16 protein-coding genes and 1 tRNA gene are annotated in these 16,146 nt (G+C 76.7%); 9 read left to right on the plus strand and 8 right to left on the minus strand.

The features are described 5' to 3' along the window. Positions 1-137 precede the first annotated feature (137 nt). The 5 genes from ACFVFS_RS06620 to ACFVFS_RS06640 form a co-directional block, all read right to left on the minus strand. A complete protein-coding gene (locus ACFVFS_RS06620; protein ID WP_380620849.1) occupies positions 138-995 on the minus strand; it encodes an inositol monophosphatase family protein in 858 nt (285 codons plus the stop codon). 12 nt (positions 996-1,007) lie between these two features. Then, positions 1,008-2,210: an MFS transporter gene (locus ACFVFS_RS06625; RefSeq protein WP_380620851.1), complete on the minus strand. Its 1,203-nt coding sequence runs from the start codon at positions 2,208-2,210 to the stop codon at positions 1,008-1,010. Positions 2,211-2,372: 162 nt separating this feature from the next. Continuing rightward, the gene (locus tag ACFVFS_RS06630; protein ID WP_380620853.1) at positions 2,373-2,708 is read right to left on the minus strand and encodes a hypothetical protein; all 336 of its coding nucleotides are present in this window, start codon (positions 2,706-2,708) and stop codon (positions 2,373-2,375) included. Positions 2,709-2,815: 107 nt separating this feature from the next. Next, positions 2,816-3,289, minus strand: coding sequence for a DUF3093 family protein (locus ACFVFS_RS06635; protein WP_380620855.1), 474 nt, complete (start codon positions 3,287-3,289; stop codon positions 2,816-2,818). Between the two features lie 66 nt (positions 3,290-3,355). Continuing rightward, complete coding sequence (locus ACFVFS_RS06640) at positions 3,356-3,754, minus strand: nuclear transport factor 2 family protein (protein WP_380620857.1); 399 nt, start codon at positions 3,752-3,754, stop codon at positions 3,356-3,358. A 191-nt stretch (positions 3,755-3,945) separates the two neighbouring features. Here ACFVFS_RS06640 and ACFVFS_RS06645 point away from each other — a divergent pair, with 191 nt between their 5' ends. From ACFVFS_RS06645 to ACFVFS_RS06665, 5 genes are all read left to right on the plus strand, one after another. Further along, positions 3,946-4,113 (plus strand): SflA family class IV lanthipeptide, encoded by a 168-nt coding sequence (locus tag ACFVFS_RS06645; protein WP_376081347.1) that lies wholly within the window; start codon positions 3,946-3,948, stop codon positions 4,111-4,113. A 182-nt stretch (positions 4,114-4,295) separates the two neighbouring features. Next, positions 4,296-6,935, plus strand: coding sequence for a class IV lanthionine synthetase LanL (gene lanL, locus ACFVFS_RS06650; protein WP_380620859.1), 2,640 nt, complete (start codon positions 4,296-4,298; stop codon positions 6,933-6,935). Between the two features lie 91 nt (positions 6,936-7,026). Continuing rightward, positions 7,027-7,095: transfer RNA gene (locus ACFVFS_RS06655), tRNA-Glu, on the plus strand. Between the two features lie 134 nt (positions 7,096-7,229). Next, the gene (locus ACFVFS_RS06660; RefSeq protein ID WP_380620861.1) at positions 7,230-8,141 is read left to right on the plus strand and encodes an ornithine cyclodeaminase family protein; all 912 of its coding nucleotides are present in this window, start codon (positions 7,230-7,232) and stop codon (positions 8,139-8,141) included. A 171-nt stretch (positions 8,142-8,312) separates the two neighbouring features. Then, positions 8,313-8,960, plus strand: coding sequence for a 2'-5' RNA ligase family protein (locus tag ACFVFS_RS06665; RefSeq protein WP_380620863.1), 648 nt, complete (start codon positions 8,313-8,315; stop codon positions 8,958-8,960). Between the two features lie 51 nt (positions 8,961-9,011). Here the strand turns inward: ACFVFS_RS06665 and ACFVFS_RS06670 are convergent, their stop codons facing one another. Then, positions 9,012-9,365 carry a VOC family protein gene (locus tag ACFVFS_RS06670; protein WP_380620865.1) on the minus strand — a complete coding sequence of 118 codons (354 nt, stop codon included), beginning with the start codon at positions 9,363-9,365 and terminating at the stop codon, positions 9,012-9,014. A gap of 364 nt (positions 9,366-9,729) precedes the next feature. Here ACFVFS_RS06670 and ACFVFS_RS06675 point away from each other — a divergent pair, with 364 nt between their 5' ends. Further along, positions 9,730-10,443 (plus strand): 2OG-Fe(II) oxygenase, encoded by a 714-nt coding sequence (locus ACFVFS_RS06675; protein ID WP_380620975.1) that lies wholly within the window; start codon positions 9,730-9,732, stop codon positions 10,441-10,443. After that, a complete protein-coding gene (locus ACFVFS_RS06680) occupies positions 10,433-10,945 on the plus strand; it encodes a hypothetical protein (RefSeq protein ID WP_380620867.1) in 513 nt (170 codons plus the stop codon). Before ACFVFS_RS06675 ends, ACFVFS_RS06680 begins: the two co-directional genes overlap by 11 nt. Positions 10,946-10,979: 34 nt before the next feature. Here the strand turns inward: ACFVFS_RS06680 and ACFVFS_RS06685 are convergent, their stop codons facing one another. Further along, entirely contained in the window at positions 10,980-12,272 is a 1,293-nt protein-coding gene (locus ACFVFS_RS06685; protein ID WP_380620869.1) for a serine hydrolase domain-containing protein, read from the minus strand. A 435-nt stretch (positions 12,273-12,707) separates the two neighbouring features. Here ACFVFS_RS06685 and ACFVFS_RS06690 point away from each other — a divergent pair, with 435 nt between their 5' ends. Beyond that, complete coding sequence (locus tag ACFVFS_RS06690) at positions 12,708-14,885, plus strand: hypothetical protein (protein WP_380620871.1); 2,178 nt, start codon at positions 12,708-12,710, stop codon at positions 14,883-14,885. Between the two features lie 100 nt (positions 14,886-14,985). Here the strand turns inward: ACFVFS_RS06690 and ACFVFS_RS06695 are convergent, their stop codons facing one another. Then, a complete protein-coding gene (locus ACFVFS_RS06695) occupies positions 14,986-15,201 on the minus strand; it encodes a hypothetical protein (RefSeq protein ID WP_380620873.1) in 216 nt (71 codons plus the stop codon). Between the two features lie 287 nt (positions 15,202-15,488). Here ACFVFS_RS06695 and ACFVFS_RS06700 point away from each other — a divergent pair, with 287 nt between their 5' ends. After that, positions 15,489-15,959, plus strand: a complete 471-nt coding sequence (locus ACFVFS_RS06700) for a hypothetical protein (protein ID WP_380620875.1) — start codon at positions 15,489-15,491, stop codon at positions 15,957-15,959. The last annotated feature ends 187 nt before the right edge of the window (positions 15,960-16,146 follow it).

Raw genomic sequence — 16,146 nt, forward strand, 5'->3', positions numbered from 1 at the left:
GCTGCGCCCGGACCGTCCGGGCCGGCGGCCAGGCCGGAGCCGAGACGCCGGGCCTGACCGCCGTGCCCTACGACCCCGCCGACCCCGAGGGCCCGGGCACGGGCGGCGCCTTCCCCGCCGTGGCCGTCGGCGCGCCGCTACGCGCCGGTGTGGTCGCCGAGGAGGAGGCCGCGGATCCGGGTGACGGTCCCCGTGTCGCGGGCCGTGGTGAACGGCAGGGCGTTGTCCCCGGCCAGGCGGAAGGGCGTGCCGTCGAGCGTGGCGTGGGCGCCGCCCGCCTCCGCGACCAGGAGCAGCCCGGCCGCGTGGTCCCAGGCGTTCTCCCAGCCGAACACCGTCGCATCGAGGGCGCCGCGGGCGATCTCCAGGTACTCCAGCCCGGCCGAGCCCGCGCACGGCCGGGCCCGCACGGCATCGGCGCGCACGCCCTCGGTGCGCAGGCGCCGCAGCGCGCGCTTCGCCCCGGGCGTGGTGTGGAAGGGGTAGGAGGCGGCGATCCGCAGCGGCGCGCCGTCGTCCGGTGCGCCGGCCCGCAGCTCGACGCCGTCCAGGCGGGCGCCGCCGCCCCGCAGGGCCGTCGCCATCCGGTCGTGGACCGGCGCGTACGTCCAGGAGGCCAGCAGCTCACCGCGGTGGGCGAGGGCGACCAGGGTGCAGAACCCCTCGTCGCCGCGGACGAAGGTGCGGGTGCCGTCGATCGGGTCGACGATCCAGACCGGGCGGTCGCCGGCCAGCGCCGCGTAGAGGCCCGGGTCGGCGTCGACCGCCTCCTCCCCCACCACGACCGAGCCGGGGAGCAGCGCCGTCAGAGCGGCCGTCAGATGCGCTTCGGCGCGCCGGTCGGCGACGGTGACGAGGTCGTGCGGGCCGTTCTTCTCGGCCACCTGGTCGGCGGTCAGCGCACGGAAGCGCGGCATGATCTCGGCGGCGGCCGTCCGGCGGACGGCCTCCTCCACAGGGCCCAGGCACTCCGCGGCGAATCCTTCGTCGATCATCCGTCCATCACATCACAGCCTCGGCTCTTCGGACCCCGACCGAACAGACGGACGAGCCGGGAGGACCGGTCCGCCCGCCGTGGCCGACGGGGCCGGGCGGGTCGGCAGCGCGGCGAGCGCCAGGACCGCCGCCACCCCGGCCACGGCGGCGAGGGCGGTCCGCAGACCCGCCGCCGAGGCGGTCAGGCCGACGGCGGCGGGCCCGACCAGGAAGCCCCCGTAGCCGACCGAGGCGACGACGGCCACCGCCGCCGAGCGCGCCTCGGGGCGGGCCCGGGCCCCGGCCAGGGAGAGGATCGTCGGCGCGCAGACCGAGGTGCCGAGGCCCGCCACCACGAGCCCCGCGAGCATCGTTCCCACGCCGGGCGCCAGGGCGGCGCCCAGGGTGCCGGCCGCCGCCACCGCCGCGCCCAGTGCCAGCAGGTGACGCTGCGGCAGCCGCGCGGCGAGCCCGTGCCCGGCCAGCCGGCCGACGGCGGCCGAGGCGGCGAAGACCACCGGGCCGGCCGCGGCCGTACCGGGGCCGGTGTGCAGGACGGCGCGCAGCATCACCGCGCTCCAGCTCTGCCAGGCGTTCTCGACCAGGTACGCGAGCGCGCACAGCACTCCGAGCAGCAGCAGCGGCCGGTCCGCGACACCCGTCCGCCGCCCTCGCCCGAGCCCTCGCCCGGGCGAGGGCTCGGGCGCCGGGCCCGGACCGCCGATCACGGCCGCGGCCCCGGCGAGGAGCGCGGCCGCCGGCAGCAGGACCGCGGCGGCGGCGAGCCCGCGGCCGAGCGCCAGACCCGCCGCGAGGGCCCCGCACACCACGCCGGCGGAGAAGCAGGCGTGGGCGGCGCTCATCAGCGGGCCTGACCGGCTCTCCTCCGCACTCGCCAGCGCGTTCACGCCCACGTCGACGGCCCCCGAGGCCGCGCCGAGGGCGGCGAGCGCGGCCATCAGCGCCGGTGCGCCGCGGGCCAGGCCGGGCAGGACGGCCGCCACCGCCATCAGCAGCAGGAGCGCCGCGACCGCCGGGCGCCCGAAGCGGTCCACGGCCGCACCGGCGGGCCGCATCGAGCAGAGCGCGCCGAGGCCGATCATCAGGACGGCGACCCCGAGCTCGCCGTCGTCCACCCGCGCCCGCCGCTGGACCTCCGGGATCAGCGCGCCCCAGGTGCCCCAGAACACCCCGAACACGGCGAACCCCGGCAGCACCCGCACCCGTGCCCGCACCACCGGATCCGGCCCCCATCGATCGCGCCGCCGTCCGGGCAGGATGATGCCCGCCCCCGGCCGCCGGGTCCCGGCGCCGCCGACGGCGCACGGGGGCACGGCGCAGCGCGGGACCGCGCCGGGTGCTCCCGCGCGACGGTGCCCGGGCGGCCGGACGCGGGGTCAGGACCGGTCGCGGGCCAGCGCCCGGCGCAGCGCGAGGTGGGTCAGCCAGGCCATGCCGAAGGTGAACGGCGCGGCGGTGTTGTCGGCGGGGCCGGGGACGAGGGAGCAGACCACCATGACGGCGAGCGGTGTCCGGACGCGCGACACCGCGCGGCGGACGGCCGGCCGGACCGGGGCCCGTGCGGCCAGCCACGGGACCAGCAGGCCGAGCGCGGCGAGCGGGACGGTGAGGCCCGTGTGCTCGGCCGCCTCGAACACCGTCCAGGCGAGCAGCAGCGCCCCGAGGGCGCCCCAGGCCGCTCGTGCGGCACGGCCGGCGGTCTCGTGTGCCATGGTGGCCCTCCCCTGTGCGTCGCACACCGCGCCACCGGTGCCGGGGCGGTACCGCCAGCAGTATGCGACGCATCCGGCTCCCGGGCCACACCCGTACCACCCCTGGGTCAGCGGCCGGCGGCGGTCGGCAGCGCGCAGTGGTCGCGGGCCTCGGCCAGGGCCGCGGCGAGGGCCTCGGGCCGGCGGGTGGAGAGGTAGACGTAGGGGCAGAGCAGGGAGGGTTCGGCGACCTCCACGCGCACCGCGCGCGGGAGGTAGCCGCGGATCAGCAGGCGGGCCCGGGGGCCGGCCAGCCGGGTGCGCCAGGCGAAGGCGGCGGCCTGGTCGAGGACTTCGACCGCGCCCGCGTGCTCGCCGCGCAGCACGACCGGTCCGGCCACCAGGACGCCGTCGCAGACCCGGATCCGGACCCGGCCGTAGCCGTTCAGCGCCGGGGCCGTCAACGCCAGCAGCAGCGCGCCGCCGGCCAGGGCGGGCAGCGGGCCGAGCGGGAGGAGTGCCGCCGTGAGCGCGGCGGCGGCCGTCAGCGCGGCCAGCCACCAGCGCAGTGGGACGGAGAGTCGTTCGTCGTAGATCACCACACCCGGATGCTGCCACGCCGTCACCCGGGTCCCGCAGCCGGGCCGCCGCCCGGAGCGGTGCCGGGCTCAGGCCCCGTCGTACCAGGAGAAGGCGGCGATCCGCCAGCCCTCGGGGGTGCGGACGAACTGGAAGGTCTTCGTCCCGCCGCCCTCGTACGGCTGACCGTCCAGGGTCCCGGACTTGCGGTACTCGCCGATCCGGGAGGCGATGTCCCCCGCGATCTCGGTCCGTTCGGAGGTCTCCCACTCGGAGAAGCCGACCAGCCGCCCGTCGTTCAGCAGGCGCTCGCGCGGCTCGATGAACTCCTCGACGGAGTAGACCGTGAACGTCGGGGCGGTGCTGACGATCACTCCCTGCGGGAGCATCAGCCGCCGGATCGCGGCCACGTCGGCGCCCCGGCCTCCGCGGTTGTCGAAGGCGCCGAAGAACTCGGCGGTGAGCTGGTCGATCTCGGTCTTGGACATGGGGCCGACCGTAGCACCGCGGATTCCTCCGGTCCCCCGTTCGACGGCGGGCCCCCCGTCGTCATGTGGCGGGCCCGCTCCGGGTGTTCGGAATGTGACGAGGCCGCGCCCCTATGGTGAACGCAAGGAGCTGGCTAGCATGAGCATGCCGTCTCAAGGTATCCGCCAACCCTCTACGGGAGGAGCCCCTCATGAGCGCACAGGTCCTGGAGATCCGCGACGCCGGCCTGCTGGACATCGACGAGGAGACCATCGTCTTCGAGGACGCGTTCGACGCGGACCTCGCCCCGGTGGCGTGTCTCGCCGACCCGTGGGTCACCTACGTTCCCACCCGCTTCGAGTGCGGGTTCGACTCCTGACCTCCATCGGGCGGTCCGCGTAGGACGGTGGCCGCCGGGCGGGCGACCGCGCGGTGGTCACCCCGTCCCCGACCGGGAGGACGGTGCCCCGCGCGGAGCGGCGCCGCGCCGCACCGCACCGGGCGGAGCCTCACAGGAGCGCAGGGCGCAGGGAGCACGGACCACGGAGGGGTGGCACGGCGATGGCGGCAGCGGCACCGACGGACCCCGGGCCCGGCCACGGGACGGCCGAGGGCGTCCGGGCCCGGATCGCCGCCCACCTGGCCGGGCCGACCGCCGCCCGGCGCGGGCTGCACGCCGGCGACGGCTGGCTGTACCTGCGGGACCCGGAGATGCCCGCGCTCGCCCACGGCTGGAAGCTCCACCTCTCCGCCCGGCCCGAGCAGTTGGCGGACCTGGTCGACCTGGTCCTCCCCGTCCTGCTCCGGCACCGCTGCGACGCCAAGTTCGCCGCCGACGCCGCCGTGCTGGGGCGGCTCAACTCCGGTCTGCGCGGCGCCGCCGCCGTCGGCAAGGCGGTCACGGTCTATCCGGCGCCGGGCGGGATCGCCGCGCTGGCGGCCGAGTTGGCCGAGGTGCTCGCGGGCCGCCACGGCCCCCGGGTGGTCAGCGACCGGCGGCTGCGGCCGGACGCCCCGGTCTACTACCGGTACGGTCCCTTCCGCGCCGACGGCGACGACCCCGATCTCGTCATGACCGGCCCCGCCGGGGAGGCCTTCCGCGGCCTCGCCGACGGCTCCTACCGCCAACCGCCCTGGGCGGCGGACCCGTTCGCCGCAGGCACCCCGCCGCCGGAGGCGACCACCCGGGTCGGCGACGGCCGCTACCGGATCACCGCCGGGATCACCCGCTCGCCGAACGGGCACGTCTACCGGGCGGTCGAACTCGCCACCGGGCGGGCGGTGGTGGTGAAACAGGCCCGCGCCTTCGTCGCCGAGGACCCGTCCGGCACCGACGCGCGCGGCCGGCTCCGGCACGAGCGGCGGGTGCTCGCCGCGCTCGACGGGGTGCCCGGCGTACCCCGGCTGGTCGACTACTTCCGGCACGGCGAGGAGGAGTACCTGGTCAGCACCGCGCGGGGGCCGTACGACCTGCGCCGCGACGTCCTCGCGTCGGGTCCGTACCGTCCGGACGGCAGGGGCGCGCCCGGCCGGGACTGGTGGGCGCTGGCGCGCGGGCTGCTGGCCGTCCTGGACGCCGTGCACGCGCGCGGCGTGGTCGTCCGCGACCTCAAGCCCGCCAATGTCGTGCTCGACGGCTCGGGCGGCTGCTCACTGGTCGACTTCGGTGTCAGCGCCCTCGCCGGGCAACGGCCCGAGGGCGCCACCCGGGGTTACGGCCTGCCGGGCTCCGGCGAGGCCCGGCCCGCCGACGACTACTACGCGCTCGGCGCCACCCTGCACTGGGCCGCCACCGGGCTGGACCCCGTGGTGATCGACCCGGACCCGGCCGTCAACCGCGCGCGCACCCTCGCCTGCCTGGCCGCCGCGCTGCCGGCGGGTGGGCGGGAGGCGGCGGACGCGGTGGTGACGGCGGTGGCCGGCCTGCTCAGCCTCGACGCCGGGGAGCGCGCCGGGGCCGCCGCCGGGCTGCGGCCCGGCGTCCCCGTCCAGACCGCCTGCCCCGTCCGGACCGCCCGTACCGTCCGCCCCACCGCCGCCGCGGCCCACCGGCCGCCGCCGGTGACCGGGGACCTGCTCGGCGAGGCCGTCCGGCACACCCTCGACCGCTCGGTCCGGATGGCCCGCGAGCTGGTCGGGACGGCCCCCGGGGGCGGGCGGCCGCGCGCTCTGCTGTCGCTCTACGACGGCGCCGCCGGGCTCGGCCTCGAACTGCTCCAGCACCCGGACCGGCCCGAGGTCCGCACGGCCGCGGCCGACCTCGCCCGGTGGACCGCCGCCCATCCCGCCCTCGGCCGGCTCGGCCCGGGGCTGTACGACGGCCGGGCCGGCGTCGACCTGTTCCTCGCCCAGGCGGCGCACCTGCTGGGCACCGAACGGCCCGCCGCTGCGGACGGACCACTCGCCGACGACCTCCCGGCCGACCAGATCTCCGGTGCCGCGGGGGTCGGCACCGCCCGGCTCCTGCTGGCCCGCTCGGCCCGCGCCGACGGCCGCCCGGAGGAGGCCGAACGGCACCTGGCCGTCGCCGCCGACTGCGCCCGACGGCTGACCGACGGGCGCCCCACCGACCCCCGCGAGACCCCCAACCCGGCCACGGCGGCCCTGGTGGAGGGCTTCGCCCACGGACGGGCCGGTCTCGCCCACTTCCTCCTCGCCCGGATCCCGCCCCGGCACGCCACCCCGACCGCCGCGCACCCGGAGGCCGCCCGGCGCCTCGTCGACGGCCTCGCCGCCGACGTCCCCCGGCTCGCCGCTGCCGCCGGCGCCCCCGGTGCGACCCGGCGCTACGGCTCCTGGTGCCGCGGGCTCGCCGGGATCGGCACGGTCCTGGTCCAGGCCGCCCACCACCACCGCGAACCGGCGCTCCTCGCCCGCGCCGCGGAGGCGGCGGCCGCCTGCCGCACGCTCGCCCCCAGGATGGGCCTGACCGGCCAGTGCTGCGGCCTCGCGGGCGTCGGCGAACTGCTGGTCGACCTGGCGGCGACCACCGGGGACGAGCGGCACTGGCACGCCGCCGAGGAGGTCGCGGGCCTGATCCTGACCCGTGGCGGCGGTCCGTGGGGGCGCCCGCTGCTGCCCGGCGGCGACCCCGCCGCCGAGTCCCCCGCCTGGGCCGTCGGCACGCCCGGCGTGCTCGGCTTCCTGCGCCGCCTCCAGCGGCGGGGCGGGCCGCGCCTCGGGCACCTGTTCCCGGCCTGACCCGTCGATTTCGGTTTCTGATCATCCGTTGGTAGGTTCTTCCTCGTCGAGAGGGCGGGTCGCGCAGGCGGCGGAAAGCCCGGTCGGCCAGGCGTCGGTGGTGCATTGGCAGCACGCCCGCTTTCAGCGGGAAGAGTTCGTTCGATTCGGGCCCGGCGCTCCGATGGACGGGGGCGGCATCCGTATGACGGGTGCCGCCCCCGTTCCGTTTCCGCCGTCCCCGGGCGCCGTCCCGGCTCCAGCCTCGGCTCCGGCTCCGGCTCCGGCTCCGGCTCCGGAAGGAGACTGTTCCCCGTGACCCTGCTGCTCTCCCGCGCGGACGTCGAAGCCGCCCTGGACATCCCGGCCGCCCTGGCGGCGCTCGACGCGGGATTCCGCACCGCCGACCGGCTCCCGGCCGCCCAACGGGTCGGCGTCCGCCTGCCCGGCCCCGGGACGGCCATGTGCCTCGTCCCCGGGCTGCTCCCCGACGTGCCCGCGTACACCGTGAAGGTCAACGCCAAGTTCCCGGCCGCCGCACCCGCCCTGCGCGGCATCGTCTGCCTGCACGCGCTGGCCGACGGCGAACTGCTCGCGCTGCTCGACTCCGCCTCGGTCACCGCCTGGCGGACCGGGCTGGCCGCCGCACTGGCCACCCACGTGCTCGCGCCGGAGGGCGCGAGGACGGTCGCCGTCATCGGCGCCGGCGCCCAGAACCGGACCGCGCTCCGGGCCCTGCGCACCCTGCGGCCGATCGACGAGGTGTACGCCTACGACCTCGACCCGGAGCGCGCCGCCGCCGTCGGCGCGGCCGTGCCCACCGCGCGGGCCGCCGTCGAGGCCGCGGACATCGTCCTCACCGCGACCTGGTCGCGCGAGCCGCTGCTCGACGCCGAGGTGCTGCGGCCGGGCCTCCACCTCACCAGCCTCGGCTTCGACGAGCCCGGCAAGACCGAGCTCTCCCCCGCCCTGCTGCGCGCGAGCCGCCTCGTCGTGGACGACCCCGGCCTCGCCGCGACCTCCGGCGTCCTGCACAGCGCCGCCCTGGACCCGGCCCTCGCCACCCCGCTCGCCGACATCCTGCGCGGCACCGCCCCCGCCCGCCCCGACGACCGCCCCACCGTGTTCGCCCCGATCGGCCTCCCCTGGCAGGACCTCGCCCTCGCCTGGCCCCTCTACCTCGCCGCCCGGTCCGACGCCGCGACAGCCTCCTTCGGCTTCCACTGACTTCACCGTCCCCCGGCTCTCCTCCGGCCCGTCCTCCGGGAGGCGTACTTCTGGGACCGCCTCTCCGACGGCTACCGTTTCCAGGACACCGACGACCGACCGCCGACGACCCCGGACCCGACGCACCGAACCCGCCCCGCCCCGCCCCGCCGTGCGACGGAGGAGACGACCGTGGAGAAGTTCGTTCCGAAGTTCCAGGGCGCACCGTGGCCCGACGGCGCCCGCGTCCTGCACGTCTACGCCGTTCCCGACCTGCGGACCGACCGCGGGCTGGCGGACCTGGCGGGCGCGTGCCGAACGGCGATGCGCCCCTACCCGATCACCCCGCTCGGCGACGACACCCTGCACTGCACCCTCGACATGATCGCCGACACCACCTCCGACCGGATCACGCCCGCGGAGCGCGCCGACCTCGTCGCGGCCCTGCGCGAGCACCTCGCCGCCACCGCGCCGTTCGAGGTCACCGCCGGCCCCCCGGTCGCCAACCGGGCCGGAGCCGTCCTGCACCTCTCCCCCGACCACCTCCTGCTCGACCTGCGCGAACGCGTCCGCGACGCCATCCGCCGGACCCGCGGCCCCGGTGCCCTGCTGCACGACGGCGGCCGCCCCCACATCTCGCTCGGCTACGCATGGTCCGAGGCCTCCTCCGAGGACCTCCGGACGGCCCTCCGCCGCCTCTCCCCCGGCCACGCGCCCGTCCGCGTCCGCGAGGTCCAACTGCTCGACGTCCGCTTCCGCCGGCACCCCCGCCCCGGTGCCGAGACCGCCTGGCAGCTCTCCTGGACGCCGGTGGCCACCGTCCCGCTCGCCCACGGCTGACGGCCGGCCCCGCAGGTCCGGCCCCGCCGCCCCGCACCGGCCCGGCCGCCGTCAGGCGGGCTGCCAGAGCTCGATCCGACGGCCCTCGGGGTCGGTGACCCAGCCGAACCGGCCGATGCCCGCCAGGTCCTGCGTCTCCTCGTCCACCGCCGCCCCCTTGTCGCGCAGTTGGGCGAGCATGGCGTCGAGGTCCCGGACCCGGAAATTGAGCATGGTCTGCTGCTCGCGGGAGCCGAAGTAGTCGGTCCCTGACTCGAAGGCCGCGAACACCGTGGGCCCGGCGTCCTGCCGCCAGAGACCGTTCTCGTCGGCGTCCAGGCCGAGGCAGTCGCGGTACCAGGCGCTCAGGGCCACCGGGTCGGCGGCGCGCAGGAAGTATCCGCCGATTCCCAGCACACGTTCCATGGCCGCCATCCTGCCAGGACCGCGTGCGGACGGCCCGACGAGCGGCCCGGGGCTGGACGACGGCCCGGGGCCGCGCGCGGGTCAGCGGCCGGCCGAGCCGGTCAGCCGGGTCTCCAGGTGCCCGGACGAGGTGCCCGGACGCCCGGCGTCGCTCCGCGACCGCCCCGGCCAGGGCCGGTACGGGGCCGCCGCCGCTCCCACCCGTCACCCACGCCCCGATCAGGCCACGACGGTCCCCCGGCCTCCGCCGGAGCGGAGCGCGAGGGCCGATTCCCGCCAGCCGCGCCCGGGGCCTACGGAGCAGAGTGGGAGGCCTGGGACGGCCTGGACGAGCAACCGGAGAGCGGACGTGAGCGTGCACACGATGGACGGGACCCCCGCGCGGCGGGTCGGCGAGGCCGACTGGGCGGCGATCGCCGAGGAGGTCGGGGAGCACGGGAGCGCGCTGACGCCGATGCTCCTCGACCCCGCCGGGTGCGCGGAGGTGGCCGGGCTGTACGACCAGGCGGAGCGCTTCCGGAGCACCGTCGACATGGCGCGGCACCGGTTCGGCTCCGGGCAGTACCGGTACTTCCGGGAACCGCTCCCCGCGCCGGTCGCCGCGCTGCGCGAGGCGCTCTACCCGCGGCTGCTGCCGATCGCCCGGGACTGGGCGGCCAGGCTCCGCCGACCCGCGCCGTGGCCGGACACCCTCGCCGAGTGGCTGGAGCGCTGCCACGCCGCCGGGCAGTCCGACCCCACGCCGCTCCTGCTGCGCTACCGTGCCGGCGACTGGAACGCGCTCCACCGCGACCTGTACGGCGAGCTGGTGTTCCCGCTCCAGGTGGTGATCGGGCTCGACGTGCCCGGGACCGACTACACCGGCGGCGACTTCCTGACCGTCGAGCAGCGGCCCCGGGCCCAGTCGCGCGGCACCTCGGTCGCCCTTCCCCAGGGCCACGGCCTGGTCTTCACCACCCGGGACCGCCCCGTGCGCTCCGCCCGCGGCTGGTCCGCGGCGCCCGTCCGGCACGGCGTCAGCACGGTGCGCTCGGGCCTGCGCCGCACGCTCGGCCTGGTGTTCCACGATGCCGGCTGACCCCTGCGGCCCCGACCCGGCCGCCACGTCGCCCACCCCGTCGCCCGCGCCGCACACGGCGGCCGAACTCGACGCCCTGGCCGGCCTGTTGCCCCGGTTCGGCTCCGTGGTGGTCGGCCACGGCCGCGACCGGGCCTCCAGCGCCGCCGCCCGGGCGTTCGCCGAGCGGTGGCGGGCCGAGGGCGGGACCGTCCTCGACGTCGTCGACTGGCCGGAGGAGGCCGCCTCCTGGCTGCGCCAGGCACGCCGGTTCACCGCCCTCGCGCCGGACGCCTGGGTGGTGGCCGCCGGTCCGCGCGGCTGGGCGGGCATGAGCCGGCGGCTGCGGCACAGCACCGGCTGGGACCCGGCGCGGACCGTCGGCTTCGCGTCGACCGGCAGCGCCCTCGCACTCGCGCTCGCCGGTCCGGGCACCCTGGACGGCCTGCGCGGCGCCACGGCGGACGGCCGGACCTGGCGGGTGGGAGAGGGCGACGCGGAGCGGACGGCCCCCGCGGGATGACACCCGTCCGGGCGGGTCCGAGCCCGGCGGCCCCTCAGAAGACGTTCAGCGGGTGGTCCGGCGCGAGGAGCTCGACGATGCGCGCGGCGACCTCCTGCGCGGTGTTCCCGTCCGGGCTGTCACAGCCCGTGGTGGTGCTGACCGCGACCGTCAGCCGGGTGTCCGGCTGGTAGGCCTCGATGGCGGCGTAGCCGGAGAACGACGGGTTGGACAGGATCCAGCCGTCGCTGACGATGACGCCCAGGCCGAAGTGCCGGGCCTCGGTCTGGAGCAGGCAGACGTCCTCCGGGCAGCCGTCCGCCGGACCGGGCAGGCCGACGGTGCCCGGGTTCAGCTGGGTGCGGAAGGACTCCGGGGAGAGCAGCGCCCCGGTGCCGACGGCCTCGATGGAGCGCCCGAAGTCGCAGACGTCGGTGGCCAGCACGGCGCCGGGGGCGGTGGTCCACGACGGGTTCCAGAAGCTCGACTCCTCGTAGAGGCCGCGCCCGGCGGTGAAGGCGTGCAGCACGGGGTCGGGGAGGTCGGGGGTGAAGCGGTTGACCGTCTGCCGCAGGCCGAGCGGCTCGAAGATCCGCTGTTCCAGCAGGTGGTCGAGGCGGGTGCCGGTGATCCGTTCCAGCGCAGCGCCGAGCAGCACGAAGTTGGCGTGCGAGTAGCTCCAGTTGGTCCCCGGCCGGTACCAGAACGGGTGGCTGGCGGAGATCCCGACCAGCTCCTCCGGGGTCCACTGGCGGAACGGCTCCGCGGTGAGCGTGTCCAGGAATCCCTGGTCGGTGACGTAGTCGGCAAGGCCGGAGGTGGTGTCGCCGAGCATCCGCAGGGTGATCTCGTCGGCCCGCGGCACCTCCGGCAGCCAGCGGGCGATCGGGTCGTCCAGCCCGACCCGCCCCTCCTCGGCGAGCTGGAGCAGCACGATGCCGAAGAAGGGGAAGGCCATCGAGCCGGCCCGGAAGTGCATCGCCGGTTCGGCCGCGACACCGGTCATGGACTCGCCGAGGGCGCCGGTGACGATCTCGCGGCCGTCCATCGAGACGCGCAGGAGCACGGCGTTCAGATCGAGTTCGCGCTGCGCCCGGCGGGCGATGTCGAGCACCTCGCGGGCCCGGGGGTCGGCCTCGGGATCCGAGCGGACGCAGGCGTGCGAGGGCGAGGGGGTCTTGGCGATGCCCTCGGCGGCGGGGAACACCACGGCGGTCAGGGCCGCGGCGGTCAGCACGGCGGCGGCGAGCACCCCGCCGCGGGAGACCGCGCTGCGGGCGGACGCGGTACCGGAGGACGCGGTACGGGCGGGCGCGGTACCGGAGGACGCGGTACGGGAGAAGGTCATGACGCACTATGTGCGGACGCCCCGACCGCCGCCCGGCCCAACACTCCGCGGCGTCCTCCGAGGGGCGCAGTCGCCCCTCCGCGAGCAGCGGTCGCAGTCGGCCGATTCGAAGCGGTCGGCGGGCGGGGATCCTGGCGTAGGGTCGGCCCCGGGACGGCCGCGCGGGTGGGGGTTCGCGCCGGTGCCGTCCCCGGTGCGGCCGTCGTTCTCGCGACCGGTCACGGTACGGCCGCCCTGGGCACCGTGGTTCACCGTTGCTCAAGCGTGTTCACGCCTGCTCACAGGTGTGCGCCACTGCTCACGCCGCTCACCGTTGCTCTCATCGCTCTCCGACGCTCCGTCACTCCGGGGCCCGGCCGCGGCAGCCCGCCACCGCGGCACCGCGGCCGTCCATCCGCCCCGGGTGACGCACCGCCGCACGCCGAAGGGACCGCCATGTCCGAACACACCGAACCGTCGCTCCCCGTCTCCCGGATCGGCCGGCGCCGCCTGCTGCGCGCCGGGCTGGCCACCGGGGGTGCGCTGGCCGCCGTCCGACTGCTGCCCGCGCCGCCCGCCGTCGCCGCGCCCGCCGTCGGCCTCCGCCCGCCCGCCACGGGGGCCGCACCCGCCCCGGTCACGGCCGCGTGGCCGGACTGGGCGCGCTTCGCCCGCCTCGCCGACGGCACCTTCGACGAGGAGGCCGACATGCAGGGCCGGATCAACCAGCTGAAGGCCCAGAACGTCAGCGTCATCGAGCTGGACACCGTGCTGTCCGACTGGCTCACCGACGCCGAGTTCACCGCCCACGCCGCACTGGTCAAGACCTTTACCGGCAAGGCCCACGCCGCCGGTCTGAAGGTCGTCATGTACTACCCGTCCCTGGAGGTGATCTCGCCCGGCGGCGAGAAGGGCCGCTCGTTCTACAAGAACGACCAGGGCCGCGCCTGGGTCCAGCGCTCCCTCGACGGCAAGCCGAACGTCTTCTACGGCAGCCTGGTGGTCTGGGTCGACCCGGGCGACGAGAGCTGCTGGGTGAGCCCCAACTCCCCCTGGCGGGACTACTACCTGAAGCGGATCAAGGCGCTCGCCGGCACCGGTGTGGACGGGATCTGGCCGGACGTGCCGATCTACTTCGACGGGGCGCTCTCCTGGTGCGACGCCTCCACCTGGGGCGCGGCGGCCTTCAAGGCCGACACCGGGCTGCCCGCGCTGCCGACGGCCGCGAACGACAACGACCCGGTCTTCCGCCGGTACGTCGAGTGGCGCCACCGCAACCTGCTCCAGTTCCAGCTCGACATCGCCGCCGCCGGGCGCAGCGTCAACCCGGACCTGGTCACCTTCGTCGAGACCGTCTCGATGGACTACCGCTACGCCACCTCGATCGGCCTGGACGGCGCCTACCTGCGGCAGGCGCCGGGCAACGTCAGCCAGGTCTGGGAGGTCGACATCCTCGCCAACGAGGACGGCATGCGGCACGCCACCGCCACCGACTGGACCTGCCTGATCTCGATGTACAAGTACGCGCGGGCGGCCAGCGGCGCCAAGCCGGCCTGGGCGTTCTCCTACGGCTGGAAGGCCGACGACGCCTCGCTGGTGATGGCGGAGCTGATCGCGGCCGGCTGCAACCCTTACGAGGTGAAGACGCCGTACAAGAACGACACCACCGACGCCGCGATGCGCACCCGGATGTTCGGCTTCGTCAAGGCCAACCAGCAGCGGCTCTACGACGCGGTGTCGACGGCCGAGGTCGGCGTCTACCACTCCAGCGCCTCGCGCGACTACGTGAGCCCGGGCGAGGGCAACGGCATGTACGCCAACGCGACCGCTCCCACCGGCGTCAAGGACTGGTGGGGCGGCGACGACCCGCAGATGAGCTGCACGACGATGCCGTGGATGGGCGAGTTCCGCGGCACCGTCAAGGCCCTGGTGTACGCGCACATCCCGTTCGACACCGTGACCAGCCCGGGGCTCGCGGCCGAGGACCTGGCACGGTTCAAGGTGGTGCTGCTGCCGAACCTCCAGGCGGTCTCCGACCCGGAGGCGGCGGTGCTGCGCGGGTACGTCGCGGGCGGCGGCACGGTCGTGCTCACCGGGCCCGCGCCCACCGGCCTGGACGAGTACGGCACGCGGCGCGCGGAGTACGCGCTGGCCGACGTCCTGGGGCTGCGCCGGGCCGACCCGCTGCCGGCGAGCCGGCGCAACGCCTTCGGCGCGGGCGTCTGCTGGTACCTGGGCGGCGACCTGCCCGGGCTCGCCTACCTGCGCACCGCCGACCAGGCCGCGGGCGACCGGCTGCTGGCGCCGGTCCGCGAGGCCGCGCCGCCGGCGCTGGGCCTGTCCGGCGACCGGCGGATCCACCTGGAGGCGCGCCGCCTCGGCGAGGAGACCGTCGTCCACCTGGTGAACTTCACCAACTTCGGCGACACCCCGGCGGCGTTCCGCAGCACGCCGGCCTCCTGCACGCTGACGTACGCAGTCCCGGCCGGGCGCACCGTCACGGCGGTCACGGTCGCCACCCCGGACGGGACCGACCCGGCGCCGCGCCCGGCTCCGTTCACGGTGACCGGGGCGGTGCTCAGCGTGCCGCTGACGGTGGCGCAGTACTCGGTCGTCGGCATCACCGTGAGCTGATCCGCCGCGCCCAGCCCGGCGCGCGCACGCACACGCACGCACACCTACGCACACGTACGCCCCGGAACCGCGACGGCTCCGGGGCGTACGGCGGACAGGATCAGCCGTTGGTGTTCTCGAACCACTCCAGCCAGCTGATGCGCGGGCCGATGAGGCCCACCGCGGCGTTGCCGGCCTGGAGGCCCGACGACGACGACGAGGAAGAGGGCTGCTCGCCCCCGCCGTGCGCCACCGCGGCGGTCGGCGCGATCACGGCGGCCGCCGCGGCGACGGTGGCGATCACGGCGAACTTGCGGAGCTTTCCACGAACCGACATCTCAGGTACTCCTTGATGGATGGTCAGCAGTCTGCACCGGCCGTCACGCGGGACGGCCGGGCGGCACACACGTTGGCACACGACCCGTAACCCCGGGCGCTTTCGCAACCCCGACGCGGCCCGCCGGGTGAGAAGTTACGCCGGGAGGGTGAAGCCGTGCCGGGGCCGGCGGTCCGGCACGCCCGCGCGGGCCGGTGCTGCGCCGATGCTGGTCCCGGCGCGGCCGGAGCGGGCCCGCCGCCGGCGCCGCGACGGGGCCGGCCCACCGGACGAGACGGGTGAGCGCGATGTCCCGACAGTTGTTCTCCAGGGCCCTCAGGGCCGCGTGCGCGGCGGTGCTGCTCGCGGCCGGACCGGCCGCCGCCGACGCGGCCTGCGGCGGCGCGGACCTCGCGGTGACGGCCGCGAATCCCGCACCGGCGCCCGACGGCGGCAGCACCGAGGTGCACCCGGTGGTGGCCAACACCGGGGACGCCGCCACCAGCGAGCCGTTCACCCTCCTCGTGCACCTGCCGCCCGGCGTCGTCGGCTCGGGGACCTCCGCCACCGGTAGCTGCCGCACGCTGCCGTTCGGCCACACCGTGGCCTGCGACTTCCCCGCCGGGCTGGCGCCGGGCGCCACGGCCACCGCGGACGTGCGGATCACCATCGCCTCCGGCATGGAGCCCGGGGTCCTGGAGGGCACCGCCGAGACCGATCTGCCGGGCGACCCGACGCCGGCCGACAACAGCGCCGCCTTCGAGATCACCGTCCTCTGACCTCCGCCCCTCCTCCCCGCCCCACCGCGCCCCGCCGCGCCCCACCACCGCAGGACGGCCTCCGGAATCACCCTGCACACGACAAATGGCCGAAGGCAGGACAGCGCCGGGGCCGATTCACTACGGTCGTCCTCACGACAGCGGCACCGGCGGCACCGGACTCGTGGTCGGCGCGGCCCGCCGGGTG

It is taken from the genome of Kitasatospora sp. NPDC057692 (genome assembly GCF_042799475.1).
In the GTDB taxonomy this organism is placed as follows: Bacteria; Actinomycetota; Actinomycetes; order Streptomycetales; family Streptomycetaceae; genus Kitasatospora.